This window comes from Sulfitobacter sp. TCYB15 (assembly GCF_040435955.1).
GTDB lineage: Bacteria > Pseudomonadota > Alphaproteobacteria > Rhodobacterales > Rhodobacteraceae > Sulfitobacter > Sulfitobacter pontiacus.
On sequence record NZ_CP159193.1, the window covers coordinates 1,554,767 to 1,573,325 of the forward strand.

The following is an 18,559-nucleotide window of genomic DNA, read 5'->3' on the forward strand; positions in this document are numbered from 1 at the left end:
GGGCGGGGGCTAGACCGGAAAGCTCAGGGTCATGCCATCAAAGGCGGGTTCGATATGGTCGGGGGTTTCCGCGGCCAGCGTGTCATAGTCGAGGTCGTTGTGCATATTGGTCAGCACAGCGGTTTGCGGTGCCATATCTTCGATCCAGCCCAGGGTCTGGGCCAGGTGGCTGTGGGTTGGATGCGGGTCACGGCGCAGCGCGTCGACGATCCAGCAGCGCAGGCCCTTGAGGTGGGGCCAGATGTCATCGGGGATCTGCGCCACATCGGGCAGATAGGCCACATCATTGACGCGGAAGCCAAGCGCATCCATCCCGCCGTGGTTGACCAGAAAGGGCGTGAAGCAGAGCGTGCCGCCGGGCCCGTCGATCGCCACGTCGCCGTCAATATGGTTCATCTCGAGGATGGGCGGGTAGGACGATCCGGGGGGCTGGATGAAGACGTAGCCGAAACGGTCCAGCAGCGCCTCGCGCGTGGGCGTGTCGGCCCAGACCGGCAGACGTTGGCGCATGTTGATCACGATCATCCGCAGGTCATCCAGCCCGTGCACATGATCGGCGTGGGAGTGGGTATAAAGCACCGCGTCCAGCCGTCCGACGCCCGCATCCAGCAGTTGGCTGCGCATATCGGGGGAGGTGTCGATCAGCACCGATGTCGTGCCCGCATCCGTGATCCGCTCGACCAGGATGGAGCATCTGCGTCTTGCGTTCTTGGGGTTGGTCGGATCGCAGGCCCCCCAGTGCCCGCCAAGGCGCGGCACCCCGCCGGACGAGCCGCAGCCCAGGATGGTGATCTTCATCTCGGCCATCAGGCGGCGTCCTGATATTGGGCGGCCTTGGTAAACAGCCGGTCGAAATTCGCCTGTGTCTGCGCGGCAAAGCTGGCATAATCGATGCCGAAGGTTTCGGCCCCACGCCGCGCCGTATGGGCGGTAAAGGCGGGTTCGTTGCGTTTGCCGCGATGGGGCGGCGGGGCCAGATAGGGGCTGTCGGTTTCGACCAATATCCGGTCCAGGGGGGCATCGGCAAAGATGTCGCGCAGGTCCTGGGATTTTGGGAAGGCGGTGATGCCCGACATCGACAGGTAGAACCCCAGATCCAGCGCCGCACGGCCAAGCGCCTGCGTCGAGGAGAAGCAGTGCATCACGCAAGGGTAGGCCCCGTTGGCATGTTCCTCTCTGAGGATACGGGCCATATCATCATCGGCGTCGCGAGCGTGGATGATCAGGGGCAGGCCGCTGTCACGGGACGCGGCGATATGGGTGCGCAGGCTGGCTTGCTGCGCCTCGGCGCTGTCAGCGGTGTAGTGGTAATCCAGCCCCGTTTCGCCGATGCCCACCATCTTGGGGTGTTTGGTCAGCGCCATCAGGTCGTCATAGCTGGCCATCGGCTCTGTCGCGACGCTCATCGGGTGGGTGCCGGCGGCATAGAAAACCGGGGCATGCGCCTCGGCAATGGCGCGCACGGCGGGTTCGTTCTTGAGCTTGGTGCAGATGGTGACCATGCGTGTCACCCCTGCGGCTTGGGCGCGGGCGATCACATCGGGCAGTTCACCGTCGAAATCGGGAAAGTCCAGGTGGCAGTGACTGTCGGTGATCGGGTGAATGTCGCGGGTGCTGTCTGTCATGCCTGGGGTCCTGCCTGTTCGTCTTGCGTGGGCTAGCGCGGTGCGGCGTCGCCCATCTTGAACAGGGTATCTAGGACCAGTGCGGCAGGGTCAAGGTTGACCGCCATCCCGTGGCGCGCGCGGGTGCCGATGTCTTGCGCGGTCTCGGCCCAGACCCGTCCTTGGGCGGGGGTGGGCGACAGGCGGGTCAGCACTGCGGCTTCGTTTGGAGCGGCGGCGGTTTCGGGTGGGCGGCCAAGAGCACCGGTGCGGGCCAATCGCAGCATCAGCAGATCCACCAGCGTGAACAGCAGCGACAGTTTTTCTTCGGCTCCGCGGGCGGCGGCGGCCTCTGCCAGTTTGAGCGCGCGGGCGCGGTCCAGCCGCGGCATCGTATCTAGCAGGGCGACCAGTTCGCCATACATCGCGAGCCCGCCCATCAGCGACAGGGACAGCGCGCCGCCGACAGACCCGCCGGAAAGCGCCGCGAGCGCTGCGGGATCGCCCTGAATATCCACCTCGGACTGGCCGAGCGCCTGCGCCATATCTTCCGGCGTCAGGGTGCCAAGCCGCAGGGTCCGGCAGCGCGAGCGGATGGTGGGCAGCAGGCCAGAGGGGCGGTGGCTGATCAGCAGCATGATCGCGCGGGCGGGCGGCTCTTCCAGCATCTTGAGCAGCGCGTTCGCGGCATTTGGGTTCATCAGGTCGGCGTCATCGACGATCACGACACGGCGCCCGCCATCGGCAGCGGACATCTGGAAGAACCCGTTCAACTTGCGGATGTCATCCACAACGATCTGCTTGCGCAGCCGTTTGGTTTTCTCGTCAACAGAGCGCGTGATCGCCTTCAGCGCGCCTTCGCCCCCGGCCGCGATACGGCGGGCGACGGGGTGGTCAGGATCGATATCAAGGCTGGTGGGGGCGGGGGTGTCGAACATGCCGCCGTCCTCCGCATCGGGGGTGGCCAGCAAGAACCGCGCAATACGCCACGCCAAGGTGGCCTTGCCCACCCCACGCGGTCCGGTCAGCAGCCAGCCGTGGTGCAGCTTGCCCGAGTTGAAAGCATCGAGGAACGCGGCCTCTGCCGCCGACAGGCCGAAAAGCTGCGGCGTGTCGCGCGGGTGGCGCGCGCCGTCGATACGGTCGGGCTGGGGGGCGTCATCACTCATGTCACGTGGTCTAGCAGATTGCGGCGGCAGGAAAAGGGGTCAGCGCGCATCAAGACGCGGGCGCACCTGCGCAAACACATCCGCCGCAACCGCATCGATGGATTGTGCGCCGTTGATGGTGACGAAACGGTCGGGGAATTCAGCGGCAAGCGACAGGAAACCGGCGCGCATGGCGACCTGCAGGCTTTCGCCGAAATCCTCGAACCGTTCCTCGACCGTGTTGCGCGACAGCGCGCGGCTGAGCCCTTCGCCGGGGTCCATATCAATCAGCACGGTGACATCGGGTTCGACGCCGATCATCAGGCTGTGCAGCTGGTCCACGGCACCGCGCAGGTCACCCCGGCTGAGCCCCTGATACATGCGGGTGGAATCGGCAAAGCGGTCGCAGATCACGATCTTGCCCGCCTCGAGCGCGGGCAGGATCGTGCGTTCAAGGTGATCCCGACGGGCGGCGGTGAACAGCAGGATCTCGGTTCGGGCGGACCAGCGGTCGGGATCGCCCTGCAAGACCAATGCGCGAATTTCCTCGGCCCCGGCGGAGCCGCCGGGTTCGCGTGTCAGCACGACCTGATGCCCGTCGGCCTCAAGCCGGTCTTTCAGTAGTTTGGTCTGGGTCGATTTGCCCGAGCCGTCGATACCTTCGAAGCTGATGAACAGGCCCTTGGCCGCGGTGCTCACGAAGCGGCCTCTGGCCCTTCGTTCAACCGGGTCAGCAGATGGCGGGCGGCGGCTTCAAGTTTGACCATGAACCCCCCTGCGGCAACGCTGTCGCGGGCAACCAGCGGGGCACGTACCTCTGGCAAGTCACCGCGGGTCAGCACCAACTCGCCGATGTTCTGGCCCTTGGTGATGGGCGCGCGCAGCGGGCCGGTATAAACCACCTCGGCCGAGACATCGCTGCCGCCGGACACAGGCACCAGCACCGACAGATCGCTTTCCAGTTCAAGGCCAACGGCACCCTGCGCGCCAAGCGCCACGGGGGCTTGCGCAATCATGGTGCCGGCTTTGCCCATGGACCGTTGCGAGAATTGGCGAAAGGCCCAGTTCACAATCGATTCCGATTCCTGCGCGCGGGCCGCGGCGCTTTCGAGACCGGACAGAACAAACACAACGCGGCGGTCGCCCTGTTTGGCAGAGCCGACAAGCCCGTAGCCCGCTTCTTCGGTGTGGCCGGTTTTCAGCCCGTCCGCGCCGATGCCGAGCCCCAGCAGCGGGTTGCGGTTGGTTTTGTTTTGCGGTGCGCGCCCGTCAAACAGGAATTCGCGCTGCGAGAACATCGGGTAGTACTGCGGGTAATCCTCGATCAGGCGGGTGGCCAGCAGCCCCAGATCGCGCAGCGACATGCGGTGACCGGCGGCAGGCCAACCGTTGGAGTTCGCGAAGGTCGAGTTGGTCATGCCCATCTGCTGCGCCCGCTGGGTCATCAGGCGGGCAAAACCGGCCTCTGACCCATCGGGGCTCAGCGCTTCGGCGATCACGGCGCAGGCGTCATTGCCAGACAGCACGATGATGCCGCGCAGCAGGTCTTCGACCTTTACGCGGTCGGTGGTGTCCAGAAACATGGTCGACCCGCCATAGGACATGGCGTGCTGCGACACGGGCAGTTCCTCTGTCAGGTCCAGCCCGCCGTTGCTTTTGCCCCGCTCGATCGCTTCGAACGCCATATACAGCGTCATCAGTTTCGACATGGAGGCCGGCGGCAGGGGTTCATCCGCGTTCTTGGTCAGCAGCACGGTGCCGGTGGTCTGGTCGACCACATATGCCGCGCGGGCCTGTGTCTCGAACGCCTGCGCGGGCAGGGCCAACAGAAGGGTCGCAATCGTGGCTGCAAAAATACGGATCATGGCAGTTTCCTTTGGCGGTGGGTCAGTTCGACACGGCGTAGGCGTCAGAGAACCCTTCGGTCTTGATGGATTTCAGCAAATTGGTCAGTTCGGATTTCGTTGCCGCAGGGCCGACGACCACGCGCCAGAACGGCTTGTCGTTGATCTCGCTCCGTTTGACGGTGGGCAACATGCCCGCGCTGCGCATCTGGTTGGCCGCGCGTTCGGCATTTGCCTCTACACTGAAAATGCCGATCTGGACAAAGGGTTTGGCCAGCGAAGACGCAGGTTTGGGGGCCGCGGGTTTCGGGGCCGTAGGGGCAGCGGGTTTGGCCGCAGCGGGGGCGGCATCAATCGCGGCACCTGCCGTGACAGCGACCGGATCAAGCGTGGTTTCTGTCACTTCCGACGGTGTTTCGATCGTGCCTTCGGGGGCTGCGTCGGGGGCAGGGGTGTCGTCGACCTCCTGACGGCGCAGGGCAGTGACGTTCAATGGCGCAGGGGCACCCGCCAGAATACCAAGGGCCGCCGCCGCATCCGACGACATCTGCAGTTTGGGTCCGGGTAGATCGCGTTCACGGCGAAACAACGCGCCGATGACGAATTTGCCATTGGCCTCGTTGCGGATGATCACCCGTTCGGGATCTGTGACATCGGGATGCGCGACCCAGACACCGCCAAGGCTGGGGCGTCCGTCCCAAAGCCCCTGATCACTGACCGAGAAAACCTCGGGCGCTTCGACGTCACGCTCCACCAGCTTGGTCGAGCTGGACGCCACCGCAGCAGAGCCTTTCTGACCGCCGGTCAGATTGCCGACCGCATCGCAGCCCGCCAAAGTCGTCATCATCAGCAAAACCCCTACCGTGCACCGCAGCGGCCGGTTGCCAGAAAAAGGGTGTAGCCTGAGGCTGTTCATGTCCGTCGTCCTTGCCTGCTGGCGCGGCGTTGTCCGCCGCCGCCTGATCGCGCCGTCAATACGGCATGTTTGATGCCCCATTGCCGGGGTCTTTGCGCTACACTAACGCGGGTACAGGGGTTTTGGAAAGGCTGACAGGACGGCATCGGCAAATTTCCCCACCCGGCCGGAACCCGCCCAATACGGGCTGCCGGTGCATTGCGTAACGGTGCCACGGTGCGCGTCATTTCCAGGTTTGCAGAATCGCTGACACCCCTCTATGCGGTGCTTGCTGCGGAGGAGTGGCAGAGTGGTCGAATGCACTGGTCTTGAAAACCAGCGTGCGTGAGAGCGTACCGTGGGTTCGAATCCCACCTCCTCCGCCATTATCCCACCTCTCCAATAAGCCTCTCCCCAATTCCGCGCCTGTCGTGGAACCGTCACCTTTGCGTTACGCGGCTGTTACCAGAATCGCGCATCAGGGGCCGTCTTTAACGGAGAGCCCTTATGAAACACCCTATTCTTCCCCTTGCCCTGTCCCTTCTGGCCGTCCCTGCTGTCGCGCAAGAGACGTTTGATGCCACGCTTGCGGGCCATGCCTACCTGCCTGCGCTGAGCCTTGTCGCGCCGCCTGCGGATGCGCCGAAGGATGCGTGGATCAGTGGTAAATTCACTGGTGGCGCGCGCAATGGCGTGCCGATGTCGGTGCCGGGCGATACGGGCGGGCTGCATGGTAAACGGCTGACGGGGCTGAATCTGCCCTTCATTGGCCAGCCGTTGCAGGGGTTTTCCGGTTTCGCGATGAACCGTGCCGAGGATGGGTCGGTCTATGTACTGACGGACAACGGCTTTGGCTCTAAGGCGAACAGCCCCGATACGCTGTTGTTCTTCAGCCGTATGGACGCTGATTTCGACACAGGCGAGGTCGAGATCAAGGAAACGGTTTTTCTGCATGATCCCGATTTCAAAGTGCCCTTCCGCATTTCCTATGGCGGGACAGACAGCCGCTATCTGACCGGCGCGGATTTCGATCTGGAGAGCATCCAGCGCGTCGGCGACAGCATCTGGATCGGCGAGGAGTTCGGCCCCTATCTGATCGAGGCCACATTGGACGGGCGGATCAAGGGCGTCTATCCGACGATGGTGGATGGTGTGCAACTGAAAGGGCCGGACACGCCCGGTATCTCGGCCACATCGGTGAAGGGGACGGATTGGACCGTGCCACGCTCGGGCGGGTACGAGGGCATGGCGCTGCAGCCTGAAACGGGTTTGCTGTGGGCCATGCTCGAGAAACCTCTGCTGGCTGCGAGCGGCGAGAACGAAGGTGATTTCCTGCGCGTCATGGCCTTTGACCCCGAGGCACGCGACTGGACGGGCGAGGGCTTTAAGTTCAAGCTGGCCGAAGGGGCCACGGCGATCGGTGACTTCAACTTCATCGACGAGACCCGCGCGCTGGTGATCGAGCGTGACAATGGCGAGGGCGAGCCTTCGTTGAAGTGCGCCGGTGACCCGCAGGCGGATTGTTTCCCGAACCCCGCGATGGTCAAGCATGTGGTTCTGATCGATACCGCCGATGTGGATGCCGAGGGCTATGTGCGCCGCATTGGTCAGATCGACCTGATGAACATCGCCGACCCCGAGGGTAAGGCCCGCATCGAAACCGATGGCGGCGAGGCAGGGCGCTTCAGCCTGCCGTTCTTCACCATCGAGGACGTGATGCGGGTGGACGAGACGCATATCATGGTCGCCGTGGACAACAACCTGCCGTTCTCATCCGGGCGCAAGCTGGATGCCGCTGCGGATAACGAAGTGGTGCTGCTGAGCGTGCCCGAACTACTGGCCGCGCAGTAACCCGACGCGCCCCTGTCGCAGAGGATGCCGAGGGGGCGTTTCACACCCTAGACACACCCCAGGCCCCGCCATTGCCCGCGCGCCCCCAACCTTCGGGAGGATGCCGGTTGATGTGCGGGGCTTTGCCGTGTCAGAAAAAGCGAGCGCCCGCCTGCTGGCATCAATGGGCCCTGACCCCCGCGGCTTGGGACAGGGCACAGGGATGGTACGGTGGGCCTTGGCAAAAGGATCTCCCCCATGACGTTTCAGATCGGCATTGGCCCGAATAATCGCAAATCCGCCTATTTCGATGCGACTGTCGCAGAGGGTGTGGCTTGTTTCTCGGTCTATAATCACATGTTCATACCAGCGCATTTCGGCGACCCCGAGGGGGAATATGACGCGCTGATGAACGGTGTGGCCATGTGGGATGTCGCGGCGCAACGGCAGGTCGAACTGTCGGGGCCGGATGCGGCGCGGCTGATCCAGTATCTGACCACGCGCGATATGTCGAATACCCGGATCGGGCAGGGGCGCTATGTGCCCATGTGCGACCATCAGGGGCGGCTTATCAACGACCCCGTGCTGCTCATGCTGGCGCAGGATCGATATTGGCTGTCGATTGCGGACAGTGACATCGCCCTATGGGCCAGCGCCATCGCGGCAGAGCGCGGGTGGGACGTGACCGTGGCTGAGCCAGACGTCTCCCCGCTGGCGGTTCAGGGCCCCAAGGCCGAGGCGGTGATCACCGCGTTGTTCGGCGACTGGGTGCGCGATCTGAGGTATTTCGGCTTCAAGCAAACGCAGCTGGGGGATATCCCGCTGGTGCTGGCGCGGTCGGGCTGGTCGAAACAGGGCGGCTTCGAGATGTATCTCCAGGACAGCAGCCGCGGGGGGGAGCTATGGGCAATGGTAAAGGCCGCAGGCGCGCCCTTTGGTATTCGCCCCGGTGCGCCCAATGACGTTGAACGGATCGAAAGCGGGCTGGTGTCCTATGGTGCGGATGGTCGTCTTCAGACCAACCCTTGCACCCCGTATGACATCGGCCTGGGCAAGCTGGTCGATCTCGAGACCCCCGAGGATTTTATCGGCAAAGAGGCGCTGCGCCGTATTGCCGATGAAGGCGCACAACGGGAAAGGTCAGGCTTTGTCATCGCGGGCGCGCCACTGACGGGGGCGGCACATTCGATTCCCGTGCTGGACGATAAAGGCCAGCCGCGCGGCGTGCTTAGCGACTACGTCTATTCCAAACGTTTCAAGGCCAATATCGGCGTCGGAATGATCGCATCGGATGCAACGCAAGCGTCGCTCCACGTGGTCATTGGGGACGAGGCCCGCAACGTAACCCTGCGCAGCCTGCCATTTGACAGCTGACCTTAGACGGTGGTCCCGCCGTTATGGCAGGATCACCCGCACGCCGGGAATTTCCTGAATGCGCGCAACGTCTTCGTCGTAAACCTCGGTCATCTCTTCGACCAGTTCTTCGGTCCAGCTGGGCATGTCCAGCTCTTCCTCGAGCGCGTCGTCGATCACGTATTTGTCCAGAAACGCCGCGATCACACGCGGGTGCTCTGCCGTTGTCATCTCGGGGTGGGAGGCGAGATAGGATTTGAACCGTTTCATGCCTTCGGGGCGCATGATCGTTTCCAGCAGGTCGAATTCCCCGTCCAACGGCGCCATCGTGGGCAGGCCCGCCATCTCGCGCATGATCTGCCCCCAGATCAGGGGGGCGTCTTCGTTGCACCATACGGTCACGGGAATCTCTGGCGCAGAATCACGCAGCAGCGCCAGCGTGTCGGACCAGCGCACATCCAGCGGATCCTTGTCGCCCCAGAACTGCGGCGGAGATTTATCGGCCGACACATCATAGAGCACCGGCAGCAGGGTCGCGGGATTGCGGATGCCCATGAAAATCTGCAGCTCATCCTCGGGGAAAAGCTGCGCCATGCGCATCATCCGCACAGGTGCTGCGGGATAAAGCATCCCTTCAACAACCGCCGTCGCAGGGGTGCGAAAGAAGTTCGCGTCGGAAAAGATCACCCGATCCGCGTCAGAATCTCCCATGACCGCGTCCAGCAAGACATCCCGCGCCCCGTCCGAGGCGGATGTTTTATACATCGCATTCAACGTATCGCGAAACAGACCACGATAGGTTGCGGGGCTCGGCACATGGGTGCCCGCCTGCGCCAAAAGATCGTGGTTCGACTGGAGGCTTTTCAGCAACCTGTCTTCTTCGGTGTAATGGGCACCTGTGTGCAAAATCAACTGCATGAACGTCTTCTCACCCTTACTGATACCGGCTTTCCAATAGCCTTTCCTGCGACTTGTGTAAAACTGCAAAAAATTGACATTTCCCCTCTTGCACGGCCCGCAGCAATCTCTTAAACGCTCCCTCAGTGCCCCTATAGCTCAGCTGGTAGAGCAACTGATTTGTAATCAGTAGGTCCGCGGTTCGAGTCCGTGTGGGGGCACCACTTTTTCCCTGATTTCAATACATTGACAACTTTATGCTTCGCCGCATTCGCGATGCGGCCCCCATATTTGTTGTGCTTCACTGCTTGGCCAGCGGTAGGGGGATGATGTTTGATTTTCGTTTCATCCGCGCAAACTCCACCTGGGCGGCGTCTTTGCAGGTGGGGCAGATGGAATAGCTTTTGGCGAAGTTATCCGCATCTGGCGGGGTGCGCAGATCGATCCATTTGTCGCCGATCTGGAATGCGCAGCAGACCGAACATCGCGTGGTATCGTAGTATTCCTCGAAGGCGCTGACCGTAGGGTGAGGGGAGCTGGTGATCGCATGGACAAGCATACTGCCGATGGTCAGGCTATCGTCGGGGGAGGGCCAGATCGTCAGCCGGTACAACCGCCGCACATCCGGCCCGTCACAGCGGTAAAGGATACTGAACAGTTGCTGTTCGATCCGGCAGGCCTGAAACACGCCGAACAGATAGGTACGGGTGTTGGCCCCTTCGACGAAATCCCAAATCTCCCGCCCCAGCACATGGGTGGAGGTCGCCCCCGGCGCGTCATTCTCTATCGCGAAGGCGTCCCATTCGGACCCGACAGAGATGATCCGATCCTTGTTGTCCACGACATAGCTGTTTGTCTTGAGGTCCAATGAAAATGCCCTTGGAAAAATTTCAGGTCATAAACAGGATCATCGTTACGTTAGGTCATCATATGCGCGAAACCGGCGCTTGCCCAAATATTTATCGTTAGAATTTAAAGTACCGCGCCCCTCTGCGCTTCAAGCCGTCTTCTGGATATCGGTCGCGCCGGTGCAGGGCAGCGTCAGACTGAAGGTGCTACCGACGCCCAGTTTGCTTTCCAGTGACAGCGATCCGCCGTGCAGCTCTGCCAGCTGCTCGGAGATGGCCAGCCCCAGCCCCAAACCGCCGTTTTGCCGTGTCATGGACCCGTCAACCTGTTGGAAACGCTGGAACACGCGGCTCGCGTCCTCCTCTGCGATGCCGTTGCCGGTGTCAGTGACGCTGAACACGATCTCGTCGGCGGAATGTAGCATCGACAGATGGATTTTCCCTTCGCTGGTGAATTTGATCGCATTTGTAATCAGATTGTACAGAATTTGTTTGACGCGCACCTTATCCGCTACGGTGGCAGCAGGGCCGTCGCCGGCATAGGTGAGGGTCAGCCCTTTTGCCTCTGCGGCGGGTTGCAGTTCTTGGGTGACGGTGCGGGCGATCTCGTCCAACTGGGTGGGGGCCATGTCCAGCTCTAGCTGGCCGCGGGACACTTTGGTCCAGTCCAGCAGATCTTCGACAAGGCGGATCATATGCTGCGATGATTCCGCGATTCCGGCACCCTGATCGGTGATGAACTTCTGATACTCTATCGCGGCGGCAGCCGATTTCGGACAGCCGCTGCCATCGGCGGTCAGCGCCGACATCAAACGCTGCGCCTGAGGCATCTTATCACTGTGCCGCATGAACGACGCACGGCCAAAGATCACGGTCAGCGGCGTGCGCAGCTCGTGCGAAACGTTGTTCAGGAACTCGGTCTTCTCGCGGTCGGCGGCTTCAGCGGCTTCTTGTGCGCGCTTCTCGGCGGTCACATCCGTCCAGATGCCGACGGTATAGCCGTGGGGGGTCTTTGCCTCTGTCACCTTGAGCCAATTGTCGTTGCCGATGTCTTGCAAGAACGCCTGACCCGGATTGCGGAAACGTTGCAGCCTTTCGCGTACCCAGGCCTGTTTGCTTTTCGATCCGCTGAGGCTTTCGGTCCGGTTGGCCCAGTTGACCACAAGCTCTCCCATGGTGGCTCCGGGGACGATCAGATCGGCGATCTGGGGATGATAGTCACGGTACTTCTGGTTCACCACCATCACCCGTTCCTTGTCGTCAAACGCGATAAAGCCTTCGTCGATCGCGTCGATGGCCTCGGCCAGCAGGGCGTGCGCGTTGGTCTGGTTCAGCGCCAACCGGCGGAACGCCAACAGCACGCCCAGCAGGAATATGGCGGAAATGAGGGCGAAACCTACCAGGTTCCGGCTTTGTGGTGAATAGGCCGGCCATCCCGCGGCGGGGCGCACGGCGGCTTCCCATGTGGTGCCCAGAACGTTGAACGTGGTCACGACGGGCTTGTCTTTCAGCGCGCTCAACCGGTGGTCGGGCAGGGCCTCTACCAGTCCGGAGGCCTTAAGCGGGTGCAGCTCGAAACTATATTGCGCGGGGTCCGAGAAATCATGCTGCGGGGCTTGCAGCAGACCTTCCTGGTCCATCACGACAGAGATGACGCCCCAGAATTGATCGGTGTTCAGCTCGGCGTTCGGCAGGAACACAGGGTAGTGCATAATATAGCCGGTCCCGCCCTGCACAAGGTTCACACGATCGTCCACCACGGGCGCGCGGGTGCGGTAAGCTTGGGCAACGCTCGCCATCTGGGCGGGCAGTTGCCAGTATTTGACACCGATCGTCTCGCGGTTATCGGTTTGCGGGAAACTGTGTGTAATCGACAGGTTAGGGGCCAAAGCGACGGCAATCACGTCAGGGTTGTGTCGCTGCAGGTCGCTCACGGTACGCGCGATCTGACGCTCGTTGATCTCACCCGCCACGGCAAGCGTATTCTCGATGTTCTTGGCCACCAGCACGGCTTCGAAGAAACGCAGCTGGATCTGGTCGGCCACCGAATGCAGGGCCTGTTCCACCTCAAGGCGCAGCGCGGCGAGGTGATTGTCGCGGTCGAGCTTCACAATAGAATAGGCAATCCCGCCGATACTTGCGAGCAGGACAATCGTCAAAACGACGAATACCTTAGAGGCTAAATACCCCGTGAACTTGTTGAGCAAAGTGCCACCCTCTTCCGTCCAGGTAGGCCGCCGCACGACGTTCTGTCGTTGCTGGTTTGCCTGCCTTTGTCCCCTTTATTGATTGCATCATTGTTTATCGAACGGACAAAATACGGGCGCAATCGAGGCATTTTGTAGACTTTTGCGCAAAGCGGTCATGCCGGTTACTGTCAGGCGTTTTCGGGGGTGATCATGGGGATGCGATGCTGTCGAAGCGCTAGGGCAAGCCCGTCCTTGGGTGCTGCATCGGTGATCAGATGGCCCAGATGCTCAAGCGGGGTTACCTGCGTCAGGTGACGTTTGCCGAACTTGCTGGCGTCGATCAGGAAATGCGCGGCGCGGCTTTGGTCCAGCATGGCGCGTTTCACCTCGGCAAAGCCCGCGATGGCCTCGCTCACGCCGGTTTCATCCAGCGCGGAGGCCCCAAGAAAACACGCGTCGACATTGAAACCGCGCAGAAAGTCGCAGGTGGCAGTGCCGGTCAGCGCGGCCTCTGCATTCATATAGTCGCCGGGGGTCATGATCACCCGCACCCTGTCCGAGGCCCCCAAAATCATCGCGACCTGCAGGCTGTTGGTTAATACCGTCGCCGTCACGCCGGAAAGGGTCAGCGCCCGCGCGAATTCCATCATCGTGGCGCCTGCGTCGATCATCAGGGTTTGCCCGTCTGTCACGCGTTTTGCGGCAAGCTGCGCCATCTGGCGACGTTCATCCACATGTTCGCGTTGACGTTCATCCAGCACGCTTTGCGCCCCCGGCGCGCGGGGGGAGGCCCCGCCGTAGGATTTTTGCAAAAGCCCCTGCGCGCTGAGCTCGGCAATATCGCGGCGGACGGTTTCGGTGGTCACATCAAAGCTGGCCGCAAGGTCCGATACACGCACATGCGGGGCAAGGCGCAGTTCCAGCAATATTTGCGCGTGGCGCTCTGCTTTGCGCAGGTTTCGGCGTTCCGTTCCGGTATCCATTCTGCGGTTCCCTTCGGCGGTCGAGGCGATGCAACCGACCGTCAATATTTGGCACTTGCCAAATTACTAGGCGGAAAATGTTGCGAATCGAAAGCTTCAATGCTCGTATCGCGTAATTAATCGTGCAGTACACTCTGTGCGGGTATTCTCGGGGAGGAGAAACAAGATGATCAAACGCAGCTTTATCACGGCGGGCCTGATGGCCGCTTTTGCCATGACCGGCACCACCGCATTGGCCGAAGAATGCGCCGAGCGCGGCGCGCTGGACGCGATGTTCTGTGACGCCAACGGCGATCTGGTGGCCGATGCGCCCACGGACGAAAGCATGCTCAAAGACCCGTCGACGCTGGTCTTTGCCTATACACCGGTCGAAGATCCCGCGATCTACGAAGACATCTGGACGCCCTTCATTGACCACCTGTCCGAGGTGACGGGCAAGAAGGTGCAGTTCTTTGCTGTGCAATCCAACTCTGCCGAGGTAGAGGCGATGCGCTCGGGCCGTCTGCATATCGCGGGCTTCTCGACCGGACCCACACCCTTTGCTGTGAACCTTGCGGGCGTTGAACCCTTCGCGATCATGGGCTCCGAAGACGGGCAGTTTGGCTACAAGCTGCAGGTCTACACCCAAGCCGACAGCGATATCAAAGAGATGGCCGACCTTGCTGGCAAACGCGTCGCGCATACATCGCCCACGTCGAACTCCGGCAATCAGGCACCGCGCGCGCTGTTCCCTGATCTGGGCGTCGTGCCGGATCAGGACTACGAAGTGACATACTCGGGCAGCCACGACCAATCCATGCTGGGTGTGGTCGCGGGTGACTATGATGCGGCACCGGTAGCGTCCGAAGTGGTGGACCGTATGGCGGAACGCGGGCTTTATGACCCTGCCGAGGTGCGTATTGTCTGGGAAAGCGATCCGTTCCCCACGACATCCTACGGCGTGGCCCACGACTTGACGCCCGAGCTGAAGGACAAGATCAAGGAAGCCTTCTTTAGCTACGATTTCACCGGCACCGCATTGGGCGAAGAGTTTTCGGGCGTGAGCAAATTCGTCCCGATCACCTATAAAGACCAATGGGCCGTCATTCGCCAGATCCAGTCTGCCAACGGTGTTGAGTACACGCCACAAGGCCTTGCTGCTGAATGATTTTCCCGTCGAGGCCGGTCCCAATGGGCCGGCCTCACGCATAAGGTATCCTACATGTTGAAAATTACTGACCTCGTCAAACGCTACGGCTCAGGCGATCCGGTCCTCAAGAATCTCGACCTCACAATCGAGGGCGAAAGCGTCGTGTCGATCATCGGGTCTTCCGGTGCGGGCAAAAGCACGTTGCTGCGTTGCATCAACCGTTTGGTTGAACCCACCTCCGGCACGATCGAGCTGAACGGCACCGACCTGACCCGCCTGCGGGGCAAAAACTTGCGGGCCGCACGGCGCAAGATCGGGATGGTGTTTCAGGGGTTCAACCTTGTGGATCGTCTCACCGTGATGGAGAACGTCCAGTCGGGCCGTCTGGGGTATATTTCAACATGGTCCGCCATCACACGGCGCTATCCCAAGCAAGACATCCGCCGCGCTTACGAGCTGATGGAACGGGTCGGCATCGCCCATTACGCCGACACCCGCGCCGATCAGCTGTCGGGCGGTGAACGTCAGCGTGTCGGCGTGGTCCGCGCCCTGATGCAAGAGCCCGATATCCTGCTGGCGGACGAACCCACCGCATCGCTTGACCCCAAGACATCGGAACAGATCATGGGCCTGCTGCGCGACCTGTCGCGCGAGCTCAAGCTGCCGGTGTTAATCAACATCCACAATGTGAACGAGGCCAAGGAATACACCGACCGCATCGTCGGCATGCGCTATGGCCGGATCATCTTTGACGACAAGCCCGACATGCTGGACCCCGCCGCGATGGAGGCGATCTATGCGGGCAGCCCCCATGCCGACCGCAGCGGCGGGCCGGATGACAAGGCGGCTGCATCATGACCGCGCCGCGCGACACTTGGGTCAAGCCGCCCTTCATCGCCAATCCGGCGCTCCGCTGGGCCGTGTATCTGGGGGCCATCGCCTATTTCGGCTGGGTCGGGCTGACCATGCCCATCGACTGGGACCGCGTCGCCGAAGGTATCGGCCGCGCAGGAAAGATCTTTGGCGGGGCCTTTCCCCCGAGCTTTGAACGCAGCGGCCTGTTGATCGACGGGTTTCTCGAAAGCCTCAAGATCGCGGTGCTGGCCACGGCGCTTGGCGTGCTGCTGTCGATCCCCATCGCCTTTATGTCCGCGCGTAATGTGGCCCCCAAGCCCGTGTTCTATCTGGGCCGCGCCCTTATCATCATCGCACGCAGCTTCCATCCGGTCATTGTCGCGATCCTTTTCGTCAAGGCCGTTGGCTTCGGGCCGTTCGCCGGTGTGCTGACCCTGACCGTCTATTCCATCGGCTTTGTCGCCAAGATGCTGGCCGAGCGGATCGAGGAGATCGACTTTGGTCAGGTCGAGGCCATGCGCGCCGCCGGTGCGCCGTATTTCTCGACGCTGTCGTACGCGATCTTCCCGCAGATCATGCCGCGCCAGATCGGTCTGACCATCTACCAGCTTGATTCCAACCTGCGGGCCTCTGCCGTGGTGGGGATCGTGGGGGCAGGGGGCATCGGTGCGACGCTCGCCAATGCCTTCGGCCGCTATGACTATGATTTTGCCCTTGCCATCACCATCGTCATCGTCGGGGTGATCCTCTTTTCCGAGGCCGTCAGCGGCGTTATCCGAAAGCGTATCCAATGACCTCACTTTCCACGCAATTCGGGCGCGACGACTGGTCCCGCTTTACGTTCAAGCAACGTATGACGCGCTATGCGATCTTTCTGGGCTGTGGGCTGGCCATCGCCTGGGCGCTCACCTCGATAGAGGTGATCTGGCCGTGGGTCTGGGGTGCCCCTGAACAGATCGCCGATCTGTTTGGCCGGATGTATCCGCCGGACCCCAGTAATCTGGAGACCATCCTCAAGGTGCTGTGGGACACGGTGAACATCGCGACATTCGCCACCACCTTTGCGGTGCTGCTGTCGCTGCCGGTCGCCTATATCTCGGCGCAGAACACCACACCCAACCGTGTGACCCTGTGGCTGGGGCGGCTGATCCTTGTGACCTCGCGGTCGGTGAACACGATCATCTGGGCGCTGCTGTTTGTGGCGATCTTCGGGCCCGGTGTTGTGGCCGGTATCGTGGCGATCATGTTCCGCTCTATCGGGTTCATCGGCAAACTGCTGGGCGAGGCGATCGAGGAGATCGACACACGCCCCGTCGAAGCGCTTGAGGCGACGGGCGCGTCGCGTTTCAAGGTTATCGTCTATGCGATCGTGCCGCAGGTGATGCCGACCTTCTGGGCGGTCGCCATTCTGCGGTGGGATATCAACCTGCGCGAATCCACCGTTCTGGGTCTGGTGGGCGCAGGCGGTATCGGGATCATCCTGCAAGGCGCCATCGACACGTTCAACTGGCCCGAGGTCGCGACCATCCTGCTGGCGATCATCGCGCTGGTGGTGGTGGGGGAAGTCATCTCTGCCTATCTGCGCCGCCGTATCCTGTGACCCAGAATATCGGCGTCGACCCGCAAAGCGCCTTCGCGCGCTATCTGCAAATCGCCGACCGTCTGCCGCGCACCGCGGCGGGCGGTCTGGCGGAAACCGGCATGTTCACCGACATCGCGGCGCGCTTCGATCTGATCCTGTTTGACGCCTATGGCGTGCTGAACGTCGGCGAAACCGCGATCCCCGGTGCGACCGATACCATCGCGGCGCTGCGCGCGGCGGGCAAGGCGGTTGGCGTGGTGTCAAACTCCGCTGCCTATCCCAAGGCGCATATGATGGCGCGCTACGCCCGTCTGGGGTTCGATTTCTCCGCCTCCGAGGTGACCACCAGCCGCGAAGCGCTGACCGCGCATATCGCAGGGCTGCCGCCGTGCCGATGGGGCCTGATGATCAACCCCGCCGTCGATCTGGGGGAACTGGCGACGCTGAACACGACTGTGCTGGGGGATGACGCCGAAAGCTACGATGCGCAGGACGGGTTCTTGCTGGTGGGCGCGGACGGCTGGACCGACCGTCGGCAGACATTGCTGGAGGCGTCGCTGAAACGCGCGCCCCGTCCGGTGCTGGTGGGCAACCCCGATCTGGTGGCACCGCGTGAAACGGGCCTCTCGCGGGAACCGGGCTGGTTTGCGCACCGGCTGGCCGATCGCACCGGTGTGATGCCTGTGTTTCTGGGCAAGCCGTTCGGGCAGGTCTTTGACATCGCCCTCGGCCGGTTCAATCGCGCCCTGCGTCCCGAACGGGTGCTGATGGTCGGCGATACGCTGCATACCGATATTCTGGGCGGCGCGCAGGCGGGCTTTGCCACGGCGCTGGTCACGGGCTATGGCGCGCTCACGGGGCTGGATGTGACGGATGCCATCGCGCAGGCCGGTCTGTCGCCCGATTTTATCGTCTCCAACATCTGACGCCCGCGCCCCTGCGCATCGGCGGATCATGACCCCTTGGGCGATATCACGGTTTATTTTGTGGCCCCCACAGGCTACCACCGAACCCGAGGCTATCAGAACAAGGGCAAGAAAAATGCGCAAAGCAGTGACCGCCGCCATATCGGCAATCGTGATCGCGACCACCTTGGGGACCACCCCCGCAACCGCAGGATCGTTGGGCCGTTTCGAGGTAACGGGCGTGGGTGAGGATGACATGCTCAAGATGCGTGCAGGGCCGGGGACGGGGTTCATCGTGCTGCTTGGTCTGCCCAACGGCACCATTTTGCAGGTGCACGATTGTCAGCATACCGGCGGTACGCGCTGGTGCGACGTCTCGCTTGATCAGGCCCGCCGCGTGCGCGGTCATGTGTCTTGGGCCTATCTGCGCAAACTTCAGTAACGCGGGCGGCGCAGGGGCGCCTTTGCGGTTTGTCGCTGGCGCGTGCATTCCTGAA

General features: G+C 62.1%; 18 protein-coding genes and 2 tRNA genes. 10 read left to right on the forward strand and 10 right to left on the reverse strand.

Annotated features, from left to right (window positions below; all coding sequences use genetic code 11):
* Positions 1 to 9: 9 nt before the first annotated feature.
* The 6 genes from ABM428_RS07445 to ABM428_RS07470 are packed head-to-tail and all read right to left on the reverse strand — an operon-like array spanning position 10 to position 5,443.
* On the reverse strand, positions 10 to 807 hold the full coding sequence (locus ABM428_RS07445) for an MBL fold metallo-hydrolase (RefSeq protein ID WP_132996799.1): 798 nt from the start codon (positions 805 to 807) through the stop codon (positions 10 to 12).
* Positions 807 to 1,625, reverse strand: coding sequence for a TatD family hydrolase (locus ABM428_RS07450; protein ID WP_009826687.1), 819 nt, complete (start codon positions 1,623 to 1,625; stop codon positions 807 to 809). The genes ABM428_RS07445 and ABM428_RS07450 overlap by 1 nt, the downstream gene beginning before the upstream one ends.
* A gap of 32 nt (positions 1,626 to 1,657) precedes the next feature.
* A complete protein-coding gene (locus tag ABM428_RS07455; protein WP_353627784.1) occupies positions 1,658 to 2,773 on the reverse strand; it encodes a DNA polymerase III subunit delta' in 1,116 nt (371 codons plus the stop codon).
* Positions 2,774 to 2,812: 39 nt separating this feature from the next.
* A complete protein-coding gene (gene tmk / locus ABM428_RS07460) occupies positions 2,813 to 3,451 on the reverse strand; it encodes a dTMP kinase (RefSeq protein ID WP_005852690.1) in 639 nt (212 codons plus the stop codon).
* Complete coding sequence (locus ABM428_RS07465) at positions 3,448 to 4,617, reverse strand: D-alanyl-D-alanine carboxypeptidase family protein (RefSeq protein WP_074635146.1); 1,170 nt, start codon at positions 4,615 to 4,617, stop codon at positions 3,448 to 3,450. The genes tmk and ABM428_RS07465 overlap by 4 nt, the downstream gene beginning before the upstream one ends.
* 22 nt (positions 4,618 to 4,639) lie before the next feature.
* Positions 4,640 to 5,443, reverse strand: a complete 804-nt coding sequence (locus ABM428_RS07470; RefSeq protein WP_081781243.1) for an SPOR domain-containing protein — start codon at positions 5,441 to 5,443, stop codon at positions 4,640 to 4,642.
* 344 nt (positions 5,444 to 5,787) lie between these two features.
* Here ABM428_RS07470 and ABM428_RS07475 point away from each other — a divergent pair.
* The 3 genes from ABM428_RS07475 to ABM428_RS07485 all read left to right on the forward strand — a co-directional run bounded on the left by ABM428_RS07475 (position 5,788) and on the right by ABM428_RS07485 (position 8,695).
* Positions 5,788 to 5,877, forward strand: a tRNA-Ser gene (locus tag ABM428_RS07475).
* A gap of 121 nt (positions 5,878 to 5,998) precedes the next feature.
* A complete protein-coding gene (locus ABM428_RS07480) occupies positions 5,999 to 7,342 on the forward strand; it encodes an esterase-like activity of phytase family protein (protein WP_288960896.1) in 1,344 nt (447 codons plus the stop codon).
* Between the two features lie 237 nt (positions 7,343 to 7,579).
* On the forward strand, positions 7,580 to 8,695 hold the full coding sequence (locus ABM428_RS07485; RefSeq protein ID WP_132996797.1) for a glycine cleavage system protein T: 1,116 nt from the start codon (positions 7,580 to 7,582) through the stop codon (positions 8,693 to 8,695).
* 21 nt (positions 8,696 to 8,716) lie between these two features.
* Here ABM428_RS07485 and ABM428_RS07490 read toward each other — a convergent pair whose 3' ends face one another.
* Positions 8,717 to 9,592: a hypothetical protein gene (locus tag ABM428_RS07490; RefSeq protein ID WP_037962817.1), complete on the reverse strand. Its 876-nt coding sequence runs from the start codon at positions 9,590 to 9,592 to the stop codon at positions 8,717 to 8,719.
* 127 nt (positions 9,593 to 9,719) lie between these two features.
* Between ABM428_RS07490 and ABM428_RS07495 the strand changes: the two genes are divergently transcribed.
* Positions 9,720 to 9,795 (forward strand) — tRNA-Thr (locus ABM428_RS07495).
* A 77-nt stretch (positions 9,796 to 9,872) separates the two neighbouring features.
* On the opposite strand, the gene ABM428_RS07500 is transcribed toward ABM428_RS07495, so the two are convergent.
* The 3 genes from ABM428_RS07500 to ABM428_RS07510 form a co-directional block, all read right to left on the reverse strand.
* Complete coding sequence (locus ABM428_RS07500) at positions 9,873 to 10,439, reverse strand: hypothetical protein (RefSeq protein WP_353627785.1); 567 nt, start codon at positions 10,437 to 10,439, stop codon at positions 9,873 to 9,875.
* 129 nt (positions 10,440 to 10,568) lie between these two features.
* Positions 10,569 to 12,578, reverse strand: a complete 2,010-nt coding sequence (locus ABM428_RS07505; RefSeq protein WP_165934315.1) for an ATP-binding protein — start codon at positions 12,576 to 12,578, stop codon at positions 10,569 to 10,571.
* Between the two features lie 218 nt (positions 12,579 to 12,796).
* Positions 12,797 to 13,591, reverse strand: a complete 795-nt coding sequence (locus ABM428_RS07510) for a DeoR/GlpR family DNA-binding transcription regulator (RefSeq protein ID WP_353627786.1) — start codon at positions 13,589 to 13,591, stop codon at positions 12,797 to 12,799.
* Between the two features lie 166 nt (positions 13,592 to 13,757).
* On the opposite strand from ABM428_RS07510, the gene phnD reads away from it, so the two are divergent.
* The 6 genes from phnD (at position 13,758) to ABM428_RS07540 (ending at position 18,504) form a co-directional block, all read left to right on the forward strand.
* Entirely contained in the window at positions 13,758 to 14,738 is a 981-nt protein-coding gene (phnD, locus tag ABM428_RS07515) for a phosphate/phosphite/phosphonate ABC transporter substrate-binding protein (protein ID WP_005852758.1), read from the forward strand.
* Positions 14,739 to 14,792: 54 nt separating this feature from the next.
* Positions 14,793 to 15,578, forward strand: coding sequence for a phosphonate ABC transporter ATP-binding protein (gene phnC, locus ABM428_RS07520; protein WP_005852760.1), 786 nt, complete (start codon positions 14,793 to 14,795; stop codon positions 15,576 to 15,578).
* Entirely contained in the window at positions 15,575 to 16,369 is a 795-nt protein-coding gene (gene phnE / locus ABM428_RS07525) for a phosphonate ABC transporter, permease protein PhnE (RefSeq protein WP_005852762.1), read from the forward strand. Before phnC ends, phnE (ABM428_RS07525) begins: the two co-directional genes overlap by 4 nt.
* Positions 16,366 to 17,175, forward strand: coding sequence for a phosphonate ABC transporter, permease protein PhnE (gene phnE, locus ABM428_RS07530; RefSeq protein ID WP_289084437.1), 810 nt, complete (start codon positions 16,366 to 16,368; stop codon positions 17,173 to 17,175). The genes phnE (ABM428_RS07525) and phnE (ABM428_RS07530) overlap by 4 nt, the downstream gene beginning before the upstream one ends.
* A complete protein-coding gene (locus ABM428_RS07535) occupies positions 17,172 to 18,083 on the forward strand; it encodes an HAD family hydrolase (protein WP_353627787.1) in 912 nt (303 codons plus the stop codon). Before phnE (ABM428_RS07530) ends, ABM428_RS07535 begins: the two co-directional genes overlap by 4 nt.
* Positions 18,084 to 18,198: 115 nt before the next feature.
* Positions 18,199 to 18,504 carry an SH3 domain-containing protein gene (locus tag ABM428_RS07540; protein WP_353627788.1) on the forward strand — a complete coding sequence of 102 codons (306 nt, stop codon included), beginning with the start codon at positions 18,199 to 18,201 and terminating at the stop codon, positions 18,502 to 18,504.
* Positions 18,505 to 18,559 lie beyond the last annotated feature (55 nt).